The 22,020-nt window shown below is 71.8% G+C and carries 20 protein-coding genes; 5 read left to right on the forward strand and 15 right to left on the reverse strand.

Annotated features, from left to right (window positions below; genetic code table 11):
* Window positions 1-34: 34 nt before the first annotated feature.
* From ACIQFU_RS05710 to ACIQFU_RS05730, 5 genes are all read right to left on the reverse strand, one after another.
* Entirely contained in the window at window positions 35-2,377 is a 2,343-nt protein-coding gene (locus ACIQFU_RS05710) for an ABC transporter permease (protein ID WP_402549193.1), read from the reverse strand.
* The gene (locus tag ACIQFU_RS05715) at window positions 2,374-3,063 is read right to left on the reverse strand and encodes an ABC transporter ATP-binding protein (protein ID WP_402549194.1); all 690 of its coding nucleotides are present in this window, start codon (window positions 3,061-3,063) and stop codon (window positions 2,374-2,376) included. Before ACIQFU_RS05715 ends, ACIQFU_RS05710 begins: the two co-directional genes overlap by 4 nt.
* A complete protein-coding gene (locus ACIQFU_RS05720; RefSeq protein WP_373902669.1) occupies window positions 3,060-3,584 on the reverse strand; it encodes a PadR family transcriptional regulator in 525 nt (174 codons plus the stop codon). Before ACIQFU_RS05720 ends, ACIQFU_RS05715 begins: the two co-directional genes overlap by 4 nt.
* Before the next feature lie 148 nt (window positions 3,585-3,732).
* Window positions 3,733-4,011: a hypothetical protein gene (locus tag ACIQFU_RS05725; protein ID WP_402549196.1), complete on the reverse strand. Its 279-nt coding sequence runs from the start codon at window positions 4,009-4,011 to the stop codon at window positions 3,733-3,735.
* A complete protein-coding gene (locus tag ACIQFU_RS05730) occupies window positions 4,008-4,946 on the reverse strand; it encodes an SPFH domain-containing protein (protein WP_402549197.1) in 939 nt (312 codons plus the stop codon). Before ACIQFU_RS05730 ends, ACIQFU_RS05725 begins: the two co-directional genes overlap by 4 nt.
* A gap of 249 nt (window positions 4,947-5,195) precedes the next feature.
* On the opposite strand from ACIQFU_RS05730, the gene ACIQFU_RS05735 reads away from it, so the two are divergent.
* Window positions 5,196-7,523, forward strand: a complete 2,328-nt coding sequence (locus ACIQFU_RS05735) for a transglycosylase domain-containing protein (protein ID WP_402549199.1) — start codon at window positions 5,196-5,198, stop codon at window positions 7,521-7,523.
* Window positions 7,524-7,605: 82 nt separating this feature from the next.
* Here ACIQFU_RS05735 and ACIQFU_RS05740 read toward each other — a convergent pair whose 3' ends face one another.
* The 4 genes from ACIQFU_RS05740 to ACIQFU_RS05755 all read right to left on the reverse strand — a co-directional run bounded on the left by ACIQFU_RS05740 (window position 7,606) and on the right by ACIQFU_RS05755 (window position 14,129).
* Window positions 7,606-9,825, reverse strand: coding sequence for a SpoIIE family protein phosphatase (locus tag ACIQFU_RS05740; protein WP_402549201.1), 2,220 nt, complete (start codon window positions 9,823-9,825; stop codon window positions 7,606-7,608).
* Window positions 9,826-10,107: 282 nt separating this feature from the next.
* The gene (locus ACIQFU_RS05745) at window positions 10,108-10,818 is read right to left on the reverse strand and encodes a DUF402 domain-containing protein (RefSeq protein WP_402549203.1); all 711 of its coding nucleotides are present in this window, start codon (window positions 10,816-10,818) and stop codon (window positions 10,108-10,110) included.
* Window positions 10,819-10,907: 89 nt separating this feature from the next.
* Window positions 10,908-12,293: a class II fumarate hydratase gene (locus ACIQFU_RS05750; RefSeq protein WP_402549205.1), complete on the reverse strand. Its 1,386-nt coding sequence runs from the start codon at window positions 12,291-12,293 to the stop codon at window positions 10,908-10,910.
* 168 nt (window positions 12,294-12,461) lie between these two features.
* Window positions 12,462-14,129, reverse strand: coding sequence for a fumarate hydratase (locus ACIQFU_RS05755; RefSeq protein ID WP_402549207.1), 1,668 nt, complete (start codon window positions 14,127-14,129; stop codon window positions 12,462-12,464).
* 234 nt (window positions 14,130-14,363) lie between these two features.
* On the opposite strand from ACIQFU_RS05755, the gene ACIQFU_RS05760 reads away from it, so the two are divergent.
* The gene (locus tag ACIQFU_RS05760; RefSeq protein ID WP_402549208.1) at window positions 14,364-15,044 is read left to right on the forward strand and encodes a DUF1707 domain-containing protein; all 681 of its coding nucleotides are present in this window, start codon (window positions 14,364-14,366) and stop codon (window positions 15,042-15,044) included.
* A 104-nt stretch (window positions 15,045-15,148) separates the two neighbouring features.
* On the forward strand, window positions 15,149-15,526 hold the full coding sequence (locus ACIQFU_RS05765) for a WhiB family transcriptional regulator (RefSeq protein WP_402549209.1): 378 nt from the start codon (window positions 15,149-15,151) through the stop codon (window positions 15,524-15,526).
* Between the two features lie 210 nt (window positions 15,527-15,736).
* Here ACIQFU_RS05765 and glpX read toward each other — a convergent pair whose 3' ends face one another.
* The gene (gene glpX, locus ACIQFU_RS05770) at window positions 15,737-16,768 is read right to left on the reverse strand and encodes a class II fructose-bisphosphatase (RefSeq protein WP_087807460.1); all 1,032 of its coding nucleotides are present in this window, start codon (window positions 16,766-16,768) and stop codon (window positions 15,737-15,739) included.
* 126 nt (window positions 16,769-16,894) lie between these two features.
* Here glpX and ACIQFU_RS05775 point away from each other — a divergent pair, with 126 nt between their 5' ends.
* On the forward strand, window positions 16,895-17,431 hold the full coding sequence (locus ACIQFU_RS05775) for a DUF4245 domain-containing protein (RefSeq protein ID WP_402549211.1): 537 nt from the start codon (window positions 16,895-16,897) through the stop codon (window positions 17,429-17,431).
* A gap of 81 nt (window positions 17,432-17,512) precedes the next feature.
* Here ACIQFU_RS05775 and ACIQFU_RS05780 read toward each other — a convergent pair whose 3' ends face one another.
* The gene (locus ACIQFU_RS05780; protein ID WP_402549212.1) at window positions 17,513-18,103 is read right to left on the reverse strand and encodes a malonic semialdehyde reductase; all 591 of its coding nucleotides are present in this window, start codon (window positions 18,101-18,103) and stop codon (window positions 17,513-17,515) included.
* Between the two features lie 122 nt (window positions 18,104-18,225).
* On the reverse strand, window positions 18,226-18,348 hold the full coding sequence (locus ACIQFU_RS05785) for a hypothetical protein (RefSeq protein WP_402549213.1): 123 nt from the start codon (window positions 18,346-18,348) through the stop codon (window positions 18,226-18,228).
* Here ACIQFU_RS05785 and ACIQFU_RS05790 point away from each other — a divergent pair.
* Entirely contained in the window at window positions 18,347-18,568 is a 222-nt protein-coding gene (locus tag ACIQFU_RS05790) for a DUF4287 domain-containing protein (RefSeq protein WP_402549215.1), read from the forward strand. The two genes, ACIQFU_RS05785 and ACIQFU_RS05790, sit on opposite strands and share 2 nt — an antisense overlap.
* 67 nt (window positions 18,569-18,635) lie before the next feature.
* Here the strand turns inward: ACIQFU_RS05790 and ACIQFU_RS05795 are convergent, their stop codons facing one another.
* From ACIQFU_RS05795 to ACIQFU_RS05805, 3 genes are all read right to left on the reverse strand, one after another.
* Window positions 18,636-18,887, reverse strand: coding sequence for an exodeoxyribonuclease VII small subunit (locus tag ACIQFU_RS05795; RefSeq protein WP_402549216.1), 252 nt, complete (start codon window positions 18,885-18,887; stop codon window positions 18,636-18,638).
* A 9-nt stretch (window positions 18,888-18,896) separates the two neighbouring features.
* On the reverse strand, window positions 18,897-20,105 hold the full coding sequence (gene xseA / locus ACIQFU_RS05800) for an exodeoxyribonuclease VII large subunit (protein WP_402549217.1): 1,209 nt from the start codon (window positions 20,103-20,105) through the stop codon (window positions 18,897-18,899).
* Between the two features lie 456 nt (window positions 20,106-20,561).
* Window positions 20,562-21,947 carry an APC family permease gene (locus tag ACIQFU_RS05805; RefSeq protein WP_402549218.1) on the reverse strand — a complete coding sequence of 462 codons (1,386 nt, stop codon included), beginning with the start codon at window positions 21,945-21,947 and terminating at the stop codon, window positions 20,562-20,564.
* Window positions 21,948-22,020: the final 73 nt, after the last annotated feature.

Consider the following 22,020-nt stretch of genomic DNA (forward strand, 5'->3'; position numbering starts at 1 on the left):
GCCGGGCGGTCGCTCAGTCGTGCACGTGCGGGGTCTACTCCGTCCGGAGCCCCTCCGGCCGCATCAGCCGCAGCAGCGGCGGCAGGCTGCACAGCGTCACCACCAGGACGACCGCCGCACCGATGCCGGTCATGGACAGGACGCCGGTCCAGTCGACACGGACCGGGGTGCCCGTCATCTTCAGCAGCACCGTACCCAGGGTCAGGCCCACCGCGGAGGCGAGCAGCAGGCCGAGCACGATGGGGATCGCCGTCTGCCACAGCACCGACAGGCTGAGCGTGCGGCGCCGGGTGCCGAAGGCGACCAGGGCCGACAGCAGCTTCTTCCGCTCGCGCAACTGCTCCAGCTGCGAGACCAGCAGACTGGCGCCGATCAGCGCCAGCACACACGCCGCTCCCACGAACAGGCCGGTGCGGATGGCGTCGAACCGGTCGGTCCGCTCGGTCGCCGCCCAGGTCATGGAGTCCGCCAGCGGGTCGACGGCCGCCGTGGTGTTCCGCACCAGGTCGTGCACGTCCGGCACCGACGCGTCCAGCCGGAGGTAGGCGTGCCCGTCCAGCGCCGGCACGAACGCGTCCGGCATCGCCTTCCGAGTGATCAGGAAGCCGCCCCGGTCGGTCCCGGCCAGCAGACCGGTACGCGGTTTCGCCGTCTTGACGCCCTCCGGCACCGTCCAGGGGATCTCGTGGCTCTTCGGGCCGCCCTCGTAGGACGGGTCCACGTAGAGCTTCCGGCCCGCAGCGGCCAGCTTCGACACGTCCTCCTCGCCGTCCCACTCGGCGCCGTGGACGGCGAACACGTCCCCTTCGGCACACGAGGGCAGTCTGGCGATCTCCCGCAGCGACGCGCATTCGCCCACGGTCACCGTCGTGCCGTGCTCCGGGTCCTGGGCACGGTCGCCCAGCCAGCCCTCGGAGTAGCCGAAGACCGCCTTCACACCCTTCGTGTCGCGGAACTTGTCGGCCGCCGAAGCCATGTCGACCCCGCTCGGGATGATCGCCTCCATCTGGGCCCACGACACGTCCTGGCCGGTCGACTTGGTGTAGTCGTCGTCCACGCCGGCGAACAGCATCTGCAGCGCGATCGCCCCGGCGACGGCCACCGCGATGCCGTTGACCATCCGGGCCGCCGTACCGCTGCTCAGCTGCAGCCTGCGCACGGCCAGCTGCCAGGCCACGCCGCCCGAGCCGAGCCGGGCGACGACGCTCTCCACGATCCACGGCAGCAGGGCGGTCACGCCCACCAGGAGCAGAACCACACCGCCGGTCACCAGGTACTGGTTGAAGTCGCCGTTGTCGCGGCCGTTGCCGATCATCGGGTAGAGCATCGCCAGCCCGGCCAGCGGCAGCAGCAGCCGCCACCACAGCCGGCGCCGGGCAGGACGGCCCGCGCGGACCACCCCGAGCGGCTCGATGACCACCCCGCGCAGCGCGAACAGCGTCACCAGCACCGCCGCGGCCGGCACCGCCACCGCGACCAGCAGGGCCAGCAGCGGCGAGGGGTTGAGATAGCTGGGGAACACGCTGATGCGGAACACCTCGGCGTTGCCCGCGAGTTGTCGTCCGACCATGAAGAACCCGGCGCCGAAGACCAGCCCGAGGACCGCGCCGGCCAGGGCCTCACCGGCGGCGATGCGCCGGGTCATGCGGCTGTCGGAGCCCACCAGACGCAGCGCCGCGAGCCGCCGGTCCCGCCGCTCGCCGCCGAACCGCACGGCGGCGGCGATGAACACCGCGACCGGCATCAGCAGCACCACGAAGACGACGAGGATCAGCAGGAGCAGCACCGGGTCGGACTGCTCCTCGCCCGGCTGCGGGTCGCCGAAGCGGTCGATGCGCTCGATCCGGCCCGAGGTGATGTGCTCCGCGAGCCCTTCCGCGCCCCGGTAGTAGGCGAGCTCGGCCGAGCCGATCAGCCCTTCCTCCGCGATCGTGCCGACGATCCGCTCCGGCAGCCGCTCGCGCAGCAGAGCTCCGGAGTCCGAGGCCAGCAGCTTCTTCAGCGCGGGGGAGACCACCATCTCGCCCACCGCCGGGAACTTCGCCACCCCGGGCGGCAGCGGCGCCCGCGGGCCCTCGGGCTCCAGGGCCCGGCCCCGGACGTCGTCGTCGCGGAAGCTCTCGTCGACGTCGGCGACCACGAGCGTGTCGTTCGCCTTCGGCATCGTGTCGGTGGCGTAGGTGATGTCCGAGCGCGCCGCCTCCCGTTCGTGCCGGACGGTGAGCGCGTTGGGCAGCGCCGTCGTCAGCAGCAGCAGCGCCACGCCGAGCCCGACGCCGACGGCCGTCAGCACGGCCCGGGTCCAGCCCTCGCGGCCCCCGGTGAAGGCGAAGCGCACCCCCAGCATCAGGTCCGCGGACCACTGGCGCACGCTCATACGACCCGCTCCATGTCCCGCGACTTGCCGTCCCGTACGACGATCTCGCGGTCGGAGTAGGCCGCCACCCGCGCCTCGTGCGTGACCAGCACGACGGCCGCGTTGGTGGACCGGGCGGCGTCCGTGAGCAGCTCCATCACGCGCTCACCGTTGAGGGAGTCCAGCGCTCCGGTCGGCTCGTCGGCGAAGAGCACGCGCGGGTTGGTGACCAGCGAGCGCGCCACCGCGACCCGCTGCCCCTGGCCGCCGGAGACCTCGCCGGGCCGCTTCTTGCCGAGGCCGTCCACCTCCAGCCGCTCCATCCAGGTCAGCGCGGCCCGCTCGGCCTCCTTGCGGGAGGTGCCGTTCAGGCGCAGCGGGAGGGCGACGTTCTCGACACAGGTCAGCTCCGGCACCAGCTGGCCGAACTGGAACACGAACCCGAAGTCCGAGCGGCGCAGCGCACTGCGCTGGGCGTCGGACATGGCCGACAGTTCGCGCCCGTTGTACATGATCGTCCCCGAGTCGGGCGTCACGATGCCGGCGAGGCAGTGCAGCAGAGTCGACTTGCCGGACCCGGAGGGGCCCATGACGGCGACGACCTCGCCGGGGTGGATGGAGAACTCGGCGCCGTCGAGGGCGAGGGTGGGGCCGTAGGCCTTGCGGAGCTGGTCCGCCGAGAGCAGGGAACCTGCGGGGGGAGTCATCGGGCTACCGCCTCACGGAGCTTGTCGAGGCGCGCGGCGGTCAGTTCCAGCCAGCGCAGGTCGGCCTCGAGATGGAAGAGTGCGTGGTCGCAGATGAGCTGGTCCGCGAGGTCGCCCTTGCGTTTGCGGTCGGTCAGGATGCGCATGCTGCGCAGGTGCTCCGAACGCTGGGTGTCGAGGATGTCGGCGGCGTCGCGGTGGGTGAGCAGCGCGAGGACGACCTTGGTGTACAGCGTCGACTGGAGGTACGGCTCGGGCTTCTCCGGCGTGGCGAGCCACCGCTGTACGTCGGTGATCCCCTCGTCGGTGATCGCGTACCGCTTGCGCTCGGGACCGCCGCCCGCCTCGATGCCGTCGACCACGACGAGGCCGTTCTTCAGCAGACGGGACATCGTCGAGTAGACCTGGCCGTAGTGCAGCGGCCGGTCGTGACCGAACTTCTCGTCGAAGGCGCGCTTGAGGTCGTAACCGTGGCGCGGCCCGGACTCCAGGAGTCCCAGGAGGGTGTGACCGATGGACATGCGGAGCACTCTACACACGGTGTATACGCACTATGTATACGCACGGTGCAGAGATCGTGGCGGCGGGTGGGGGACGACCAGGGGAGCGCAGGTCGGAGGCGATTGTCACGGTTCCGCTACGGCGGAGGGCCCGCCTGCGTCCGGACGGTCAGGACGGAGGTGCGGCCCCCGGGCGGCCGCCTCCCGGCGGGCGGCCCCGGCGCGGCAGCGGCCCGGTGTCGCCGGGCAGCCGGCCGGCCTCGGCCAGCGCCCTGCGCAGCAGGAACTCGATCTGGGCGTTGGCCGAGCGCAGTTCGTCGCCCGCCCAGCGGGCCAGCGCCTCGTACACCTGCGGGTCCAGCCGCAGCAGCACCTGCTTGCGCTGCTGCGGCCGACGCCGCGGAGCCGGGCCCTCGGGCGCCGCGGAATCCTCGGACGGGGTCGTCACTGGTAGAGCGTCCCCGTGTTCAGGACCGGCTGGGCGGCGCGGTCCCCGCAGAGCACGACCATCAGGTTGGACACCATCGCCGCCTTGCGTTCGTCGTCCATTTCGACGATGCCCTGCTCGCTGATCCGGGCGAGCGCGGCCTCGACCATGCCGACCGCGCCGTCCACGATCTGCCGCCGCGCGGCGACCACCGCACCGGCCTGCTGGCGCTGGAGCATCGCCGAGGCGATCTCCGGGGCGTAGGCGAGGTGTGTGAAGCGGGACTCGATGATCTGTACGCCGGCCGCCTCCACGCGCGCGTGGAGCTCGACGGCGAGCTTCTCGGTGATCTCCTCGGCGTTGCCGCGCAGCGAGAGGCCGTCCTCGTCGTGGGCGTCGTAGGGGTACTCGATGGCGATGTGCCGCACGGCCGCCTCGGTCTGGGTGGAGACGAACTCGACGTAGTCGTCCACCTCGAAGGTGGCCTGCGCGGTGTCCTCCACCCGCCACACCACGACCGCCGCCAGCTCGATGGGGTTGCCGTAGGCGTCGTTGACCTTCAGGACGGCCGTCTCGTGGTTGCGCACCCGCGTCGAGATCTTGGTGCGCGAGGTGAAGGGGTTGACCCAGCGCAGGCCGTCCTGCCGGATCGTCCCCCGGTACCGCCCGAAGAGCTGCACCACGCGGGCCTCGCCCGGCGCCACCATGTTCAGCCCGCACATCGCGAGGAAGGCGGCCAGGGCGACCAGGATGCCCCCGATGATCAGCACGGCCTTCCCGCCGGTCGCGTCGACCGCCGTGGCGGTCGCGATCAGGCCGGCGCCGACGAGCAGTCCGACCAGTCCGAGCAGCAGCGCGAAACCGCCGCCGATGCTGTGTGCCTGGTTCTCGCGCACCCGCGGCGCGGGCATCTCGGGCACATCGGCGGTGACCTGCGGGGCATCGTGCGTGGACATGGGTGGGTTCCCCGTTCTCTCAATGCTTGCTAAGTGATATCACTTTACCCCCGAATCACAACCTCGAACCCCTCTCGTACGTCGGTTCCTATGGAGCGGGTGCTGATTCTCACGTCCGTACAAGGCCGGATCAGTTGCCGTTTGTCATATCTCCCGGTGTTAGCTTTCTGAGCTGACCTGAGCGACGAACCTGTGTGACACGTGAGCGAGACGTGCCCACAGATGACCGAAGCGGAGCGGATCGGACCCATGGGGCGAGCGGAAGAGAGAAGAGCGCGACAGCGCGGTGGACGCCGCGCGGCGCCGAAACGCCGCCGTTCGTCGGGCGCGGGCGGGGCCGCGGGCGGCAAGGGCCGCATACGCCGGCTGTTCACCTGGAAGAAGGTCGTCGGCACGGTCTTCGGCCTCTGCCTGCTCGGCATGGGCGCCTTCATCGTGCTGTACATGATGATCGACATCCCCGAGGGCAACCCCGAGGCCGATCTGCAGAGCAACGTCTACAAGTACAGCGACGGCAGCATCATGGCCCGCACCGGCGAACGCAACCGCGAGATCGTGGACCTCGCCAAGATCCCCAAGGAGGTCCAGCGGACCTTCGTCGCCGCCGAGAACAAGACCTTCTACAACGACGCCGGCGTCGACCTCAGGGGCACCGCGCGCGGTGTGCTCAACACCCTCTCCGGCAAGGGCGCGCAGGGCGGTTCGACGATCACCCAGCAGTACGTCAAGAACTACTACCTGACCCAGGAACAGACGGTCTCGCGCAAGCTGAAGGAACTGGTCATCTCCCTGAAGCTGGACCGGGAGAAGTCCAAGGACTACATCCTCGCCGGCTACATCAACACCAGCTACTACGGCCGCGGCGCCTACGGCATCCAGGCCGCCGCCCAGGCCTACTACCGCGTCGACGCCGAGGACCTGACGGTCGAACAGGGCGCCTACCTCGCGGCCCTGCTCCAGGCGCCGAACCAGTACGACTGGGCGATCGCCAGCGAGACCGGCAGGAAGCTCGTCCAGGAGCGCTGGAACTACGTCCTCGACAACATGGTCGGCCAGAAGTGGCTGAACGCGGGCGACCGCCAGGGCATGAAGTTCCCGGAGCCCGAGGAGCCCAAGGCCGCCGCGGGCAAGGAGGGCCAGATCGGCTACCTGGTGGACGCGGCCGACTACGCCCTCAAGAAGCAGCTCGTCGCCCAGGGCGCCGCCGAGGACATGGAGCAGGCCAAGGCCCTGGTGGACCTCGGCGGCTACACCGTCACCCTCAACATCGACAAGAAGAAGCAGGCCGCGCTGGAGGAGGCGGTCAAGAAGCAGCTCACCAGCAAGCTGGACCCCGACCAGCGCAAGGTCGACGCCGACGTCCAGGCCGGAGCCGTCTCCGTGGATCCCAAGACGGGCTCCGTCGTGGCGATGTACGGCGGGGTGAACTACCTGAAGCACTACACCAACAACGCCACCCGCGACGACTACCAGCCCGCCTCCACCTTCAAGCCGGTGATCCTCGCCGCCGCCGTGGACCACGACGCCGAGACCCAGGACGGCACGCCGATCACGGCCAACACCCTCTACGACGGCGACAGCGAGCGCCCCGTGATGGACGGCGACCAGGAGGTCGGCTTCGCCCCGCCCAACGAGGACGACCACGACTACGGCGAGATCGAGGTCCAGGACGCGATGAACAAGTCCGTCAACTCCGTCTTCGCGCAGATGGGTACGGACGTGGGCATGAGCGAGGTCATGAAGGTCGCCTCCGACCTCGGCATGGACACCGAGGGCGAGCAGGCCGTACCCGCGCAGACCCTCGGCAGTATGGGCGCCAGCCCCCTGGAGATGGCGGGCGTCTACGCCACCTTCGACAACCACGGCAAGAAGGTCACCCCGGCGATCGTGAAGGCGGTCGAGCACAAGGACCGCACGATCGAGATGCCCGACCCCATCGGCGAGGAGGTCATCAGCCGGGAGGCCGCCGACACCGTGACCTCGGTGCTCACCGGCGTGGTCGACGACGGTACGGCCAAGACGTCCGTGCGGGAGAACCCGCTGCGCGACGGTCAGCAGGTGGCCGGCAAGACCGGTACGTCCGACAACAACAAGTCGGCCTGGTTCACCGGCTTCACCCCCAACCTGGTCACCTCGGTCGGACTGTTCGGCGAGGACGACGAACCGCCGCACAAGCAGGTCCCGATGTACGAGGCGGCCGGCGTCGACTACCGCGTCAACGGCGGTGGCCCCCCGGCGGAGATCTGGGCCGCGTACACCTTCGGCGTCATGGAGAAGGTCACCAAGTTCGACCTGGACACCAAGCAGGGCGCCGCGGTGAAGTCCAGCACGTCGCCGACGACCCCCCAGTCGCCGAGCCAGTCGCCGTCCCAGGAGGAGTCGAGCGAGGCACCGCCGCCGTCGAAGGACCCGACGAGCGAGGCACCCCCGTCGAACGACCCGACGACCGAGGAACCGCCGGAGCCGCCGACGCAGTCGCCGTCGAACAGCGCGTCCAGCGGTGAGACACCGCCGGACGGCGGCGGGTCCACCGAGTCGGGGGACCCGGAGTTCCCCGGCGGGGACTGGGAGCCGTAGGCCGTCGGCGATCGCGAACATGCGAAGGGGCGCCCGGTGAACACCGGGCGCCCCTTCGCACGCTCCCGCCCGCGGCCGCGGATCAGCCGCGGTTCAGCTCGAACCACACCACCTTGCCGGTGCTCAGCCGCGTCGCGCCCCAGCGGCGGGCCAGCCGGTTCACCAGGTACAGCCCGCGTCCGCCCTCGTCGGTCGCCCGTGCCTGCCGCAGCCGGGGCAGCTGCGGCACGTCGTCGCCGACCTCGCAGCGCAGCACGTCGGTGCGCAGCAGGCGCAGGGTGACCGGCTTCGAGGCGTAGCGCACCGCGTTGGTCACGACCTCGCTGACGAGCAGCTCCACGGCGTCCGTGAGGTCCTCCATGCCCCAGCGGGCGAGCGCGCGCCGGGCCAGGCGGCGGGCCTTGCCGGGGGCCGCGTCCTCCGGCTCCAGGAACCAGTACGCCACGTCGCTGGGCGCGATGCCGTCGAAGCGGGCGGCGAGGAGCGCGATGTCGTCGTCCCGGTCGCCCGGGCCGAGCATGTCGAGCACCTCGTCGCACAGGGCTTCCAGGGGCGGCGGATGGTCGGGGCCGGTGAGCTGCGCGGTCGCCGCCAGCCGCTCCCGCAGCTGCTCTATGCCGGTCCACACGTCCCGCAGCCGGGACTCGACCAGCCCGTCCGTGTACAGGAGCAGGGTCGCGCCGGCCGGGGCGTCCAGCTCCACGGCCTCGAAGTCCACGCCGCCCACGCCGATCGGGGCGCCGGCCGGCACCCGCAGCACCTCGGCGTGGCCGCCCAGGTGCAGCAGGACGGGCGGCGGGTGGCCGGCGTTGGCGACGGTGATGCGGTGCGTGACCGGGTCGTACACGGCGTACAGGCAGGTCGCCATGCGGTCGGTGCCGAGCCGCTGGGCCTGCTCGTCCAGGTGGTGCAGCACCTCCTGCGGCGGCAGGTCGAGCCCGGCCAGGGTCTGCGCCGTGGTCCGCAACTGGCCCATGATGGCCGCCGACGTCATGGAGTGGCCCATCACGTCCCCGACGACCAGCGCGACCCGGCTGCCCGGCAGCGGGATGGCGTCGTACCAGTCGCCGCCGACCCGTGCGGTCTCGGCGGCCGGGAGATAGCGGGAGGCCAGCCGCACGCCAGTGCAGCGCGGCAGGTTCTCCGGGAGCATCGTGCGCTGCAGCTCGTCGGCGATGTACGCCTCCCGCCCGTACAGCACCGCCTTGTCGATGCCCAGCGCGCTGTGCGTGGCGAGCTGCGCGGCCACCAGCAGGTCGTCGGCCTCGAAGGCGACGCGCTCCGGGCCGCGCAGGAACAGCGCGGCGCCGATCACCCGGCGCCGGCCGCGCAACGGCGCGAGGATCGCCCTGCGGCCGTCGGGCAGGGGGAAGTCGCGCTCCTCGCCCAGCAGTTCCGGCAGCGCGGCGCGGGCGGCCGGGGTGTCCGTGAAGACCGGACGCACCCCACGCAGCACCTCGGCCAGCGCGCTGCCCGGCCGCACCTCGCACAGCTCGGCGCCGACCGTCTCCAGTTCGGACGGCTCCGGCTGGGCCGCGGGCGCGAAGCCGCCCTCGGTGTCCCGCTCGGCCGGTATGCGGTCGGTGCGCCGCAGCCGCAGCACCAGGGGCCCGGTGGGCCGCTCGTCGCCGACCGGCAGCGGCTCGCGCAGATAGACGAGGATGGCGTCCGCGAACGTGGGCACGGTGGCCCGGCACAGCCCCATCACGATCTCGTCCAGGTCCATGCCCCGGGCGATCCGCCGGGTCGCGGCGCCCACGAAGCGCAGCCGGTCCCCGTCCCGCCGCATCGGCGTGGGCTGTCCGGGCGCGGTGAGCTGCCCGGTGCGCCGGTCCGGCTCCGGCACCGCCGCACGCCGGTCCGCGGCGCCGGCCGGCGCCCCGGACCCCGGCTGCACCAGACCGGCCCGCCCGCCGTCCGGGGTCACGTCACCCGCGGTCACGTCACCCGACGCCGTGCCCGACGAAGGCACGTCGGCCGACCGCGTACCGGTCGGCTGGGCGGCGCCCGGCTGTCCGCCGTCCGGCTGGACCGGAACGCCCTCGGACCCGGGCCGCGGACGGTGCGCGTCGGGCTCGGCGGCCTCCTCGGCGCCCGGCTGGGAGTGCTCGAAGGTGCCCGGGGAGCCAGCGCCCGCCCCGGGCGGTGTCTGGCCGGCGCGGCCCTGGGCCGGTAACGACGACCCGGAGGCGCCCGGCGGCACGGGGGTACGCAGGAGCGCCCCGCGGGGATCCGTGGGGTCGGCGCCCGTCGAGGGGCGGTCGAAGGATGTCGGGTGCTCCGTCACGCGTGTCGAATCCATCCGTCCGGGACTGCGCGCGGCGCGTGCAGTTCGTCCCGCAGAAATCCCGATACCCGCAATCCGTGCCCAAGGAACGGGATTCCCGCGTGGTCAGAGGCAGTTCCTGTGTCACCGGCGGACCGTCTGCGGCCCGCCCGCGTGTTGCCCTCGTACCTCTCGCTCACGTCCTGCCGCCCCTCGGTGACGATCGGTCAGGCACAGTGCACACTGTGCCGGTTGCCGCTGCCGCGCTCATTGCGGAGGACGATCCTACGTTTGTTGCCGGGGGGCACATCAAGGGTCTCATGAGGACACGTGCGCGGGCGTGCGATCCCAGTCCCCCGGCAGGGAGGGCACCGGCCACGCCGGATCGGGCCGCCAGTCCTCCCAGCCGTCGGCGAACGGGGACCCCCAGGCGCGGATCTCCGCGACGGCGGCCCGGCCCGCCCGCCGCACCCGCTCGGCGAGCGCCGGGTCCACCAGCCGGTCCCGCTGGGCCTGCGCGAACTCGTCCTCGTCCCGCCAGTGCCAGGAGCGGTCCGGGTGCACGGAGATGTCCAGGAAGTGGTCCTCGGAGTCGACGCCGCCCTCCCAACGGGTCAGGGGCTGCTCCAGGTTGACGTACCAGTTCTTGAACCGCCAGCCCGGGTCCCAGAACAGCCACACCGACCAGGCCTCGCCGGGCCGCGCCAGCTTCAGCACCCCCGTGCCGAACCACCGGTCGCGCTGCACGGTGCGCGGCTTGGTGTAGCGCGAGGCCAGCGGTTCCAGGTGCACGGGCGTACCGTCCGCGAGGACCGGCTTCACGCACTCGGTGCCGGGCGCCAGCCACACGGCGAGCAGGTCGGCGTCGTCCCGTACGACGGTGACGGGGCGCGCGATGTGCACGTGCGGCCCGCCGTTCTCCCGGTACCGCCACAGGATCCGACTGCCGGGCGCCCAGTGGGCCACCGGGCCCGCCGGGCCGTCCGCTCCCGGCACCGTCGCCGCGCTCACCGCTTCACCGTCTGCCATGGACAGATATTAGGTGCCATGGCCAATCGACGCGCCGAAGATCGCCGGAGCGTACCCCCGGCGTACGCCCCCGCGATCGCCGGGACGCCTCACGGACGGGTCATCCGCAGCACGTCGAGCGCCTCGTCAAGCTGCTCGCCGGTCAGGTCGCCGCGTTCGACGTACCCGCCCTCCAGCACCACCTGACGGATCGTCTTCCGCTCCGCCAGCGCCTTCTTGGCGACCTTGGCGGCCTCCTCGTACCCGATGTACTTGTTGAGCGGCGTGACGACGGAGGGGGACGACTCGGCGTACTCGCGGGCCCGCTCCCGGTGCGCGACGATCCCGTCCACGGTCCGGTCGGCGAGCAGCCGGGAGACGTTGGCGAGCAGGCGCACGGATTCCAGTACGTTCTTGGCGATCACCGGCAGCATGACGTTCAGCTCGAAGTTGCCGGCCGCTCCGGCGGCGGCGACCGTCGCGTCGTTGCCGGTGACCTGGGCGGCGACCATGAGGACCGCCTCGGGGATCACCGGGTTGACCTTGCCGGGCATGATGGACGACCCGGGCTGGAGGTCGGGGAGCGCGATCTCCGCGAGCCCGGTGCGCGGCCCGGACGCCATCCACCTCAGGTCGTTGGCGATCTTCGTCAGCCCGACGCCGATGGTCCGCAGCTGCCCGCTGGTCTCGACGATGCCGTCCCGGGCGCCCTGCGCCTCGAAGTGGTCGCGCGCCTCGGTCAGCGGCAGCCCGGTTGCGCGGGCCACCTCCTCGATGACGGCGGCGGAGAAGCCGGGCGGGGTGTTGATGCCGGTGCCCACGGCGGTGCCGCCCAGCGGCAGCTCGGCGAGGCGGGGGAGCGACGCCTCGAGCCGCTCGATGCCGTACCGCACCTGGGCGGCGTACCCCCCGAACTCCTGGCCCAGGGTGACGGGCGTGGCGTCCATGAGGTGCGTACGCCCGGACTTCACCACGTCGGCGAACTCCTGCGCCTTGCGCTCCAGGGCGCCGGCGAGGTGGTCGAGGGCCGGGATCAGGTCCCGCGTGACGGCGGCGGTGGCGGCGATGTGGATCGAGGAGGGGAACACGTCGTTGGACGACTGGGAGGCGTTGACGTGGTCGTTGGGGTGCACGTCGCGGCCGAGCCGCTCGGTGGCCAGGGTGGCGAGGACCTCGTTGGTGTTCATGTTCGACGAGGTCCCGGACCCGGTCTGGAACACGTCCACGGGGAAGTGCTCGTCCCACTTCCCCTCGGCCACCTCGGCGGCCGCCTCCCGGATCGCACCGGCGACGTCCTCGTCGAGCACGCCCAGATCGGCGTTGACCTTGGCCGCCGCGCCCTTGATCCGCGCGAGCGCCTCGATGTGCGCGCGCTCGATGCGCTGCCCGGAGACGGGGAAGTTCTCGACGGCACGCTGCGTCTGCGCCCGCCACTTGGCGTGGGCGGGGACGTGGACCTCGCCCATGGAGTCGTGCTCGATGCGGTAGTCGCTCATACCGGGTACAGCGTGCGGGGCGGTGCGGATGTTCCGGGGCACCGGGTGTGTTCTGCGTCCCCGCCGCCCCTTCCCGTCCCCGGGGCTCCGCCCGGACCCCGCTCCTCAAACACCGGAGGGGCTGACATGTCAGCCCCTCCGGCCTTTGCCCCCGCCCCACCGGACGCGCTACGCCAGCCCCGGCCCCCGCACCGGGATCGTCGTGAACGTCGGCGCGGGCGCCGGGTCCTGGAAGAAGTCGTTGCCCTTGTCGTCCACCACGACGAACGCCGGGAAGTCCTCGACCTCGATCTTCCAGACCGCCTCCATGCCGAGCTCCTCGTACTCGACGACCTCGACCTTCTTGATGCAGTCCTGCGCGAGCCGCGCCGCGGGACCGCCGATCGAGCCCAGGTAGAAACCGCCGTGCGCGTCGCACGCGTCGGTGACCTGCCTGCTCCGGTTGCCCTTGGCCAGCATCACCTTCGAGCCGCCCGCCGCCTGGAACTGCTCCACGTAGGAGTCCATCCGCCCGGCCGTGGTCGGACCGAAGGACCCGGAGGCGTAACCCTCGGGCGTCTTGGCCGGGCCCGCGTAGTACACCGGGTGGTCCTTGAGGTACTGCGGCATCTCCTCGCCCGCGTCCAGCCGCTCCTTGATCTTGGCGTGCGCGATGTCGCGGGCCACGACCAGCGGACCGGTCAGCGACAGCCGGGTCTTGACCGGGTGCTTGGTCAGCTCGGCGAGGATGTCGTCCATGGGCTGGTTGAGGTCGACCCTGACGACGTTCCCGTCGGCTTCGAGGTGCTCGTCCGTCGTCTCCGGCAGGAACCGCGCCGGGTCCGTCTCCAGCTGCTCCAGGAAGACGCCCTCGGCGGTGATCTTCGCGACCGCCTGCCGGTCGGCGGAGCAGGACACGGCGATGGCGACCGGGCAGGACGCCCCGTGCCGGGGCAGCCGCACCACGCGCACGTCGTGGCAGAAGTACTTGCCGCCGAACTGCGCGCCGATGCCGATCCTCTGGGTCAGCTCGAAGACCTTCTCCTCCAGCTCCTTGTCCCGGAAGCCGTGCCCGAGCGCCGAACCCTCGGCCGGGATCTCGTCCAGGTAGTGCGCGGAGGCGTACTTCGCGGTCTTCAGCGCGTACTCGGCCGACGTGCCGCCGACGACGATCGCCAGGTGGTACGGCGGGCAGGCGGCCGTGCCGAGCGAGCGGATCTTCTCCTCCAGGAACTTCATCATGGAGGACTCGTTCAGGACGGCCTTCGTCTCCTGGTAGAGGAAGGACTTGTTGGCCGAGCCGCCGCCCTTCGCCATGAACAGGAACTTGTAGGCGCCGCCGTCGGTCGCGTACAGCTCGATCTGCGCCGGGAGGTTGGAGCCGGTGTTCTTCTCCTCCCACATGGTGAGCGGAGCCATCTGCGAGTAGCGAAGGTTCAGGTTCTTGTACGCGTCGTAGATGCCCCGGCTCAGGGCCTCCTCGTCGCCGCCCGCGGTGAGCACGTTCTGGCCGCGCTTGCCCATGACGATCGCCGTGCCGGTGTCCTGGCACATGGGGAGCACGCCCGCCGCCGCGATGTTCGCGTTCTTCAGCAGGTCGAGGGCGACGAACTTGTCGTTGCCCGACGCCTCCGGGTCGTCGATGATGCGGCGCAGCTGAGCCAGGTGCGCCGGGCGCAGGTAGTGCTGGATGTCGTGGACGGCCTCCTCGGCCAGCTTGCGCAGCGCCTCCGGCTCCACCTTGAGGAACGTCCGCCCGTCGGCCTCGAAGGTGGACACGCCCTCGGCGGTCACCAGCCGGTACGGAGTGGTGTCCTCGCCCTGGGGGAGCAGATCGGTGTACGCGAACTCAGGCATCTCGCCCATTCCTCACTCGACATCACGCGCGGCTGGATTTCGCCGGATCTCTCAGCGGATCCCTCGGTGCTTCTCCCAGCAACGACGGCTGGCCTCCATCGGCAGCGCCAACCAGCGTAGAACCTGCCCGTGGCGCCGAGCCGGTGAGGTAAGGCTCAGTCGGCCGCTCCCGGACGGCGACAAGGTTGTCCACAGGGCTGGTCGCGATCTATCGCGTTTCGGTACGCTACGGCCGTGGACCTTCAGAAGCGCGCCCCCGCCGCACCGCGTACCTCCGAGCTGCGCGCCTCGGACGCCGACCGCGACCGCGTCGCCGACATGCTGCGCGAAGCCCTCGCCGAGGGGCGGCTCACCGCCGACGAGCACGCCGAGCGCGTCGAGGGCGTGCTGGCCGCCAAGACCGTCGGCGAGCTGGACGTCTTCGTGCGCGACCTGCCCGCCGCCCACCGTGGCCGGGACACCGCCGCCCCGGCTCCCCACCGCCCCACCGCCGGCGCCATCCCGGCGGAGCCCGACGAGAACGTGGTGGCGGTCTTCAGCAGCGCCGTCCGCAAGGGCCGCTGGCGGGCCAACCGCCGTATCCACGCCTACGCGGTCTTCGGCAGCATCGAGATAGACCTCAGCGAGGCGGTCTTCGAGTACCAGCAGGTCGTCGTCAAGGCCTTCTCCGTCTTCGGCAGCGTGGAGGTGCGCGTCCCGGAGAACGTGTCGGTGCGCGGCGCGGGCGGCGGCGTGCTCGGCAGCTTCGAGGTCCACACCCACGACTCCGCCGAGGCCGACGCCCCCGTCGTCTACGTGGACGGCTGGGCCGTGCTCGGCAGCGTCGAGGCGCGTCCCAAGCGCGGCAAGGTCGTCGCGGACATCCTCGACCGGGTGCACCGCCGGGTCGAGAAGGGCATGCGCAAGCACCTGTAGGGCCGCACGGCAGCGGTTGGGAACCCAGTGCATAGGCACGCGTACAACGGGTAAGCCTTGACGCATCGTCTCTCGCTAGCGAAGCCGTCGTCAGGAGTAGACCCGTGCTGCAACCGCCGCATTCGTCCCTGCAGGTAGCTGCCGTTCCGGCCCAGCGGGTGCCCGTGCGGGACAGGGACCAAGACGCTCCCTGGCACACCGAGGCGGTGTGCCGGCGCGACGAGGCCGGACTGTTCTTCGCCCCATCCAAGGAACCGACCGCCGCCCGGCTCTCCCGCGAAGAGGCCGCCAAGCGCGTCTGCGCCCGCTGTCCCGTCATGGTCGAGTGTCGCGAACACGCCCTTCTCCAGCCCGAGCCCTACGGCGTCTGGGGCGGCCTCACCGCCGCCGAGCGCCGCGTGGTCCTGGCCCGGCGCCGCCGCCGCGACGTGGAGCTCAAGAACGCCGCCCGCACGCAGGGCCGCATAGCCGCGGCCGGCTAGAACGCCGGCAGCCGAAAGGGCACCCTCTCCGCACAGAGGGTGCCCTTTCGACGCCGGGAACGCTTCACGACTTGCCCACGGCACTTCCTGGCGCCGGGCACTGCAGCCCAACAAGGGCCGCGGGGAACCGCGCGACCAGCCACGACGGCGCCGCAGCCGCCACACAACAGGCACCCCCCACTCAAGAGGCGCCCCGCGAAACCGACGGAGTCACTTCGCCCGGTCGAAATCCACCGCGCTGTACGCCCGCAGCTTGCTCAGCCGGTGCTCGGAGTCGATCCGCCGCACCGTCCCCGACTTGGACCGCATCACGATCGAGTCGGTCGTCGCCGTCTCCGACCGGTACCGCACCCCGCGCAGCAGCTCGCCGTCGGTGATGCCGGTGGCGACGAAGAAGACGTTGTCCCCGGAGACCAGGTCGTCGGTGGTCAGCACCCGGTCCAGGTCGTGCCCCGCGTCGACCGCGCGCTGCCGTTCCTCGTCGTCCTTGGGCCACAGCTTGCCCTGGATGGTGCCGCCCAGGCACTTCACGGCGCAGGCCGAGATGATGCCCTCCGGCGTGCCCCCGATGCCGAGCAGCAGGTCGATGCCGGTGCCCTCGCGCAGGGCCAGGATGGAGCCGGCCACGTCGCCGTCGGAGATCAGCTTGATCCGGGCGCCGGTCTCCCTGACCTCCTTGATGAGGCCCTGGTGCCGGGGCCGGTCGAGGATGACGACGGTGACGTCCTCGGGCGTGCGGCGCTTGGCCTTGGCGATCCGGCGGATGTTCACGGCCACGGGCGCGTTGATGTCGACGAAGTCGGCGGCCTCGGGGCCGGTGACCAGCTTGTCCATGTAGAAGACCGCGGACGGGTCGAACATGGAGCCGCGCTCGGCGGCGGCCAGCACCGCGATCGCGTTGGTCATGCCGTTGGCGGTCAGCGTGGTGCCGTCGATGGGGTCGACGGCGATGTCGACCTCCGCCCCGGTCCCGTCGCCGACCCGCTCCCCGTTGAAGAGCATCGGGGCCTCGTCCTTCTCGCCCTCGCCGATGACGACGACGCCGTTCATCGAGACGGTGTGGACGAGGGTTCGCATGGCGCGCACCGCGGCGCCGTCGGCGCCGTTCTTGTCGCCGCGCCCGACCCAGCGGCCGGCGGCCATCGCCGCGGCCTCGGTGACCCGCACCAGCTCCATGGCGAGGTTGCGGTCGGGGGCCTCTGAGGGGACGTCCAGCTCGGACGGGAGATGATGCTCGGTCATCGGAACGCACCTTTCTGATACGACGACGGCCGGATGAGGGTGTGGCCACGACTCTATCGTCAGTCCGACAGAATGAGCAGGGGACCCCACGTATGAGCACATGGGGGACCTGCGACGATAGAGGGCGTGGCAGGTACGAACGGCAAGCAGAAGACGGCCCGGGACATGGTCCTCTCCCTGGGGGTCATCGTTCTCGCGGGACTGGTCATGTATCTCTTCATCCCGCACGACGACGACGGCGGGCCGGACATCAAGCGGGTCGACTACACGGTCGAGCTGACCACCGCGCGCCGCGCCGCACCGTATCCGGTGGCGGCGCCCGAGGGGCTGGCCAAGGAGTGGAAGCCGACCTCCGTGCGCTACCGCGGCGTCGAGGACAACGCCTGGCACCTGGGCTACCACGCCCCCGACGGGGAGTACGTGGCGGTCGAGCAGTCGACGGGGAAGCCCGCCGAGTTCATCGAGGAAGCCAGCCAGGGCGGGCGGAAGACCGGGACCACCGAGGAGATCGGCGGCCGGACGTGGATCCGCTACACCGGCGGACGGTACGAGGCCCTGGTGCTGCGGGACACCGACGGCGTGAAGGGCGCGACGACGGTCGTGGCCGGCACGGGGTCGTTCGAGCAACTGGGCGAGATGGCGTCGGCGCTGAAGCTGGCCTGAGTCGGCGCCGGTTCTCGGCGCGCACGACGAAGCCCCCGGTGCACACCGGGGGCTTCGTGACGCTCGTGCTGCTCGACGGTCTCAGACCGTGGTGACGACCTGGTCGTAGGCCAGGCGCGGGGAGCGCGGGAACCAGGCGTCCGGGCCCGGGCGGCCGATGTTGACGACCATCAGCGGGGTGTGGTCGTCGTCCAGGAACTCCTTGCGCACGCCCTCGAAGTCGAGGCCGGTCATCGGCCCGGCGGCCAGGCCCGCGGCGCGGACGCCGACGATGAAGTACGCGGCCTGCAGGGCGGCGTTCAGCGAGGCGGCCCCCTCGCGCACCGGGCGCTCGCTGAAGAAGGCGTCCTTCACCTGGGGGGCGTGCGGGAACAGCTCCGGCAGCTCCTCGTGGAACTCGTTGTCCGCCGACAGGATCGCGACCAGTGGGGCGGTGGCCGTCTTGGGCCGGTTGCCCTCGCCCATGTGCCGGACGAGACGCTCGCGGGCCTCGGGGGAGCGGACCAGGGTGATGCGCAGCGGCGACTGGTTGAAGGCGGTCGGGCCGTACTTGACCAGTTCGTAGATCGCCTGCACCTGCTCGTCGGTCACCGGTTCGTCGGTGAAGGTGTTCGCGGTGCGGGCCTCGCGGAACAGCAGGTCCTGGGCGGCGGGGTCAAGAACGAGAGACATACGTGATCTTCCTTGCGGGGTGTGTCGGCTCCGCGTGACGTGGGGGCCGGAGTCGTTGACGGCGACGACACTACGCCAAAGAAGTTCAAGCTTCAATCAAAACGGGAGTGCGGTGATCCGCTTCACATGATCATCGCGGAAGTGGTGCGGATCACAGCCGACCGGCGATGGCTTTCCCGGCCGGCAGCGGTCTTCTTCGGCAGTACACCGTCGTTGTCGTTCGAACCCGAGGAGAGCACCGGCATGAGCAGCGGCACCGTGAAGGGCCCCGCCTCCTACTTCCCCTCCATCGAGAAGAAGTACGGCCGTCCGATCGCGGAGTGGAAGGACCTCATCCGGTCCTCGCCGCTCACCAGGCACATGGAACTGGTCACCTGGCTCAAGACCGACCACGGCCTCGGTCACGGGCACGCCAACGCACTCGTCGCGCACACACTGGCCGAGGACACGGCGAAGGAGAGCTGACGGGAGGAGAGCTGACGGAAGGCCGAGGAGAGCTGACCGAAGGCCGGGCGGGCTGGAAGGCCCCGGCCTAGTCCTCGCCGTCCGGGTCCTCCGTGTCCGCCTCCTCGGCCAGCGCCGCGTCCAGGCGGGCGCGGGCGCCGTCCAGCCGGCGGCGGCAGACCTTCGCCAGCTCCTCGCCCCGCTCCCACAGGGCGAGGGACTCCTCAAGCGTCGTACCGCCGGCCTCCAGCCGCCGGACGACCTCGATCAGCTCGTCCCGCGCCTGCTCGTACCCGAGCGCCTCGGACATCGCCGTCGGCTGCTCCACCTCGCTGGTCATCCACCCACCCTATGCGTCGACTCGTACGGAGAAATCGCCCTCGGACACGCGTGCGCGCAGCGTCTCGCCGGGCTCGACCTCCCCCGGGTCGCGGACCGCGTGGCCGTCGGCCCGCTGCAGTACGGCGTACCCGCGCTTGAGGGTCGCGGCGGGGGAGAGGGCCACCACGCGCGCGTGCGTGTGCGTCAGTTCGGAGTCGGCCCGGTCGAGGTGGTGCCGCAGCGCACGGCGGCCGCGGTCCAGCAGGGCCGTCACCTGCTCGGCCCGCTCCTCGATCATCCGGTGCGGATCCTGTATCGACGGCCGGGCCAGCGCGTGGGCCAGCCCCCGCTCCTCGCGGTCGACGAACGCCGCCACGCACCGCCGGGCGCGGTCCCGCAGCAGCCGCACCCGCTCGTACTCCTCGCCGACGTCCGGCACGACCTTCTTCGCGGCGTCGGTCGGAGTGGAGGCGCGCAGGTCGGCGACCAGGTCGAGCAGCGGGCTGTCCGGCTCGTGCCCGATCGCCGAGACGACCGGCGTACGGCACTGGGAGACCGCCCGCACCAGCTGCTCGTCGGAGAACGGCAGCAGGTCCTCCACGCTGCCGCCGCCCCGCGCGACGACGATCACGTCCACGTCGTCCAGCGCGTCCAGCTCCTTCACCGCCTGCACCACCTGCGGCACGGCGTGCACGCCCTGCACCGGGACGTTGCGCACCTCGAAGCGGACGGCGGGCCAGCGGTGCCGGGCGTTCTCCAGGACGTCCCGCTCGGCCGCCGACGCCCGCCCGCACACCAGGCCGATCAGCTGCGGCAGGAACGGCAACGGCCTCTTGCGCTCCGCCGCGAACAGCCCCTCGCGCGCGAGGGCCTTCTTCAGCTGCTCCAGACGGGCCAGCAGCTCCCCGACGCCCACCGGCTTGATCTCGGCGGCCCGCAGCGACAGCTGCCCGCGCGGCGCGTACCACTCCGGCTTGGCGTGCACGACCACCCGCGCGCCCTCGCCGACCACGTCCGCGACGGCGTCGAACACCTGCCGGTAGCAGGTCACGCTCACGGAGATGTCGTACGACGGGTCGCGCAGCGTCAGGAACACCACACCGGCGCCCGGCCGCCGCGACAACTGGGTGATCTGTCCCTCGACCCACACCGCGCCGAGCCGGTCGATCCAGCCCCCGATCAGCCGGGACACCTCGCCCACGGGTAGCGGGCTTTCGGGGGTCGAGTTGGCAGCCATGCGCCCGAGCGTAACGGCCGGGTCCGACAATCCGGCCCTCCGAGTCCGTCCCCCGCCGCACCCCGACCGCGCCCGCGCCCCCTGAAGGCCCGGCCGTGCTGTCCCGACGTCTTCCCGGCCTGCGCCCGTCGGCTGTGCGGCTCCGGCCTCCTGGCCGCGCCGTCCGTCCGGCCCTGCGCCCGTCGGCTCCGCGGCCCCGCCTTTCAGCCGCGTCTAGCCGGCGTCCCTGCGTCTGTCGTCCGGCGTCCGCGCGTCTGTCGTCCGCGCGCGTCTGTCGTCCGGGCGTCCGTCGTCCGCGCGGTCGGCGTCCCCGCGGTCCGGCCTTTCAGCGCCGCCGTCCTTCCGTCCCCGCGCCGTCGGCTCCGCAACCTCTGCCCCTCGGTCGCACCGAGCCGCGTTCCCGCGCCCGTCGGCCGCGGTCCGGCCTGCCGGCCGCGCGCCCCGCACGGCCCCGCCTCACACCCCCGCCGCATCCGAGTCCCTGCGCCCCCTCCACTGCACCGCCAGCACCACCAGGCCCACCGCCAGCCAGATCGCGCCGACCACCTGCGCGGTCCCCGACGCCTCCACGATCACCGCGACCGTGATCGCCGCGCCCAGCACCGGCACCAGCAGATGCCGCCACCAGCCCACCGCGCCGCCCCCGCCGCGCCGGACCACGAACCAGCCCACCACGCTCGCGTGCAGCAGGGTGAACGCGGTCAGCGCGCCGACGTCGACCACCGAGACGAGGTGGTCCAGGCCGTCGTCCCGGCGCGCCGCCCACACCGCCGCCGCCATCGTGATCACCGCCGACACCAGCAGCGCCACGCGCGGAACCCCGGAGTCCGTCCGCGACAGCGCACCGGGCAGCCGCCGGTCGCGGCCCATCGCGAACAGCAGCCGCCCGGCCGCCGCCTGCCCGGCCAGCGCCGCGAACGCCGCGCCGATCGCCTTGCTCACCGCCACCAGGTCGTGCAGCCACGTGCCCACCGACGCGTCCACGGCGTCGTAGAACGCCGACCCCTGCCGCTCCGGCTCCGCCGCCAGCTGCGCCGACGACACCGGCTCCAGCAGCGCCACCAGGTACGTCTGCGCCACGAACAGCACACCGGCCAGCGCCAGACAGAACAGCAGCGCCCGCGCGACCTTCGCCGAGCCGCCGGTGACCTCCTCCGCGAAGGTGGCGATCGCGTCGAAGCCCAGGTACGACAGCACCGCCACCGACACCGCGCCGACCACCGCCGACAGCGCGAACGCCCCCTGCGTGCCGTCCCCGGACAGCGGCGACAGCCAGTCGCGTTCGGCCCCGTCCTGCGCCAGGACCACGATCGCCGTGATCACGAAGACGACCAGTACGACGATCTCCATGGCGAGCACCAGGAAGCCCACCCGGGCCGCCGTCCGCACGCCCCACAGGTTGAGCAGCGTCGTCACGACCACCGCGATCGCCGTCCACACCCACCGCGACACCTCGGGGACGAGCGCCTCCATGGCGATGCCGGAGAACAGGTACGCCACCGCCGGGATGAGGACGTAGTCCAGCATCGCCATCCAGCCGGCGATGAACCCGGCCCCGTTTCCGAGCCCCGCGCGCGCGTAGGCGAACACCGACCCCGCCTGAGGGACCACCCGGACCATCTGCGAGTAGCTGAACGCGGTGAACGCCATCGCGATCGTGGCGACGACGTAGACGAGGGCCACCGCACCGTGCGACTTGGCGTCCAGCGTGCCGAACACGCCGACCGGCGCCATGGGCGCGATGAACAGCAGCCCGTAGACGACCAGGTCCCTGAAGCCCAGACTGCGCCTCAGCTGCTGCTGCGCACCGGCCCCGGGGGCCGTCGTACCGTTCTGCGACATCGTTCCTCCGCCAGCGCCTCGGACTCCGTCCCCAAACGTTCCCGCCAGTCTCCCCGGCCACGCCGCACCCACG

Source organism: Streptomyces sp. NPDC093065 (assembly GCF_044754585.1).
Lineage (GTDB): Bacteria > Actinomycetota > Actinomycetes > Streptomycetales > Streptomycetaceae > Streptomyces.

Coding starts and splice junctions, on each gene's coding strand:
- ACIQFU_RS05710 (WP_402549193.1), bottom strand. CDS start 2,377: ATGAGCGTGCGCCAGTGGTCCGCGGACCTGATGCTGGGGGTGCGCTTC.
- ACIQFU_RS05715 (WP_402549194.1), bottom strand. CDS start 3,063: ATGACTCCCCCCGCAGGTTCCCTGCTCTCGGCGGACCAGCTCCGCAAG.
- ACIQFU_RS05720 (WP_373902669.1), bottom strand. CDS start 3,584: ATGTCCATCGGTCACACCCTCCTGGGACTCCTGGAGTCCGGGCCGCGC.
- ACIQFU_RS05730 (WP_402549197.1), bottom strand. CDS start 4,946: ATGTCCACGCACGATGCCCCGCAGGTCACCGCCGATGTGCCCGAGATG.
- ACIQFU_RS05735 (WP_402549199.1), top strand. CDS start 5,196: ATGGGGCGAGCGGAAGAGAGAAGAGCGCGACAGCGCGGTGGACGCCGC.
- ACIQFU_RS05740 (WP_402549201.1), bottom strand. CDS start 9,825: ATGGATTCGACACGCGTGACGGAGCACCCGACATCCTTCGACCGCCCC.
- ACIQFU_RS05745 (WP_402549203.1), bottom strand. CDS start 10,818: ATGGCAGACGGTGAAGCGGTGAGCGCGGCGACGGTGCCGGGAGCGGAC.
- ACIQFU_RS05750 (WP_402549205.1), bottom strand. CDS start 12,293: ATGAGCGACTACCGCATCGAGCACGACTCCATGGGCGAGGTCCACGTC.
- ACIQFU_RS05755 (WP_402549207.1), bottom strand. CDS start 14,129: ATGCCTGAGTTCGCGTACACCGATCTGCTCCCCCAGGGCGAGGACACC.
- glpX (WP_087807460.1), bottom strand. CDS start 16,768: ATGACCGAGCATCATCTCCCGTCCGAGCTGGACGTCCCCTCAGAGGCC.
- ACIQFU_RS05780 (WP_402549212.1), bottom strand. CDS start 18,103: ATGTCTCTCGTTCTTGACCCCGCCGCCCAGGACCTGCTGTTCCGCGAG.
- ACIQFU_RS05790 (WP_402549215.1), top strand. CDS start 18,347: ATGAGCAGCGGCACCGTGAAGGGCCCCGCCTCCTACTTCCCCTCCATC.
- ACIQFU_RS05785 (WP_402549213.1), bottom strand. CDS start 18,348: ATGCCGGTGCTCTCCTCGGGTTCGAACGACAACGACGGTGTACTGCCG.
- ACIQFU_RS05795 (WP_402549216.1), bottom strand. CDS start 18,887: ATGACCAGCGAGGTGGAGCAGCCGACGGCGATGTCCGAGGCGCTCGGG.
- xseA (WP_402549217.1), bottom strand. CDS start 20,105: ATGGCTGCCAACTCGACCCCCGAAAGCCCGCTACCCGTGGGCGAGGTG.
- ACIQFU_RS05805 (WP_402549218.1), bottom strand. CDS start 21,947: ATGTCGCAGAACGGTACGACGGCCCCCGGGGCCGGTGCGCAGCAGCAG.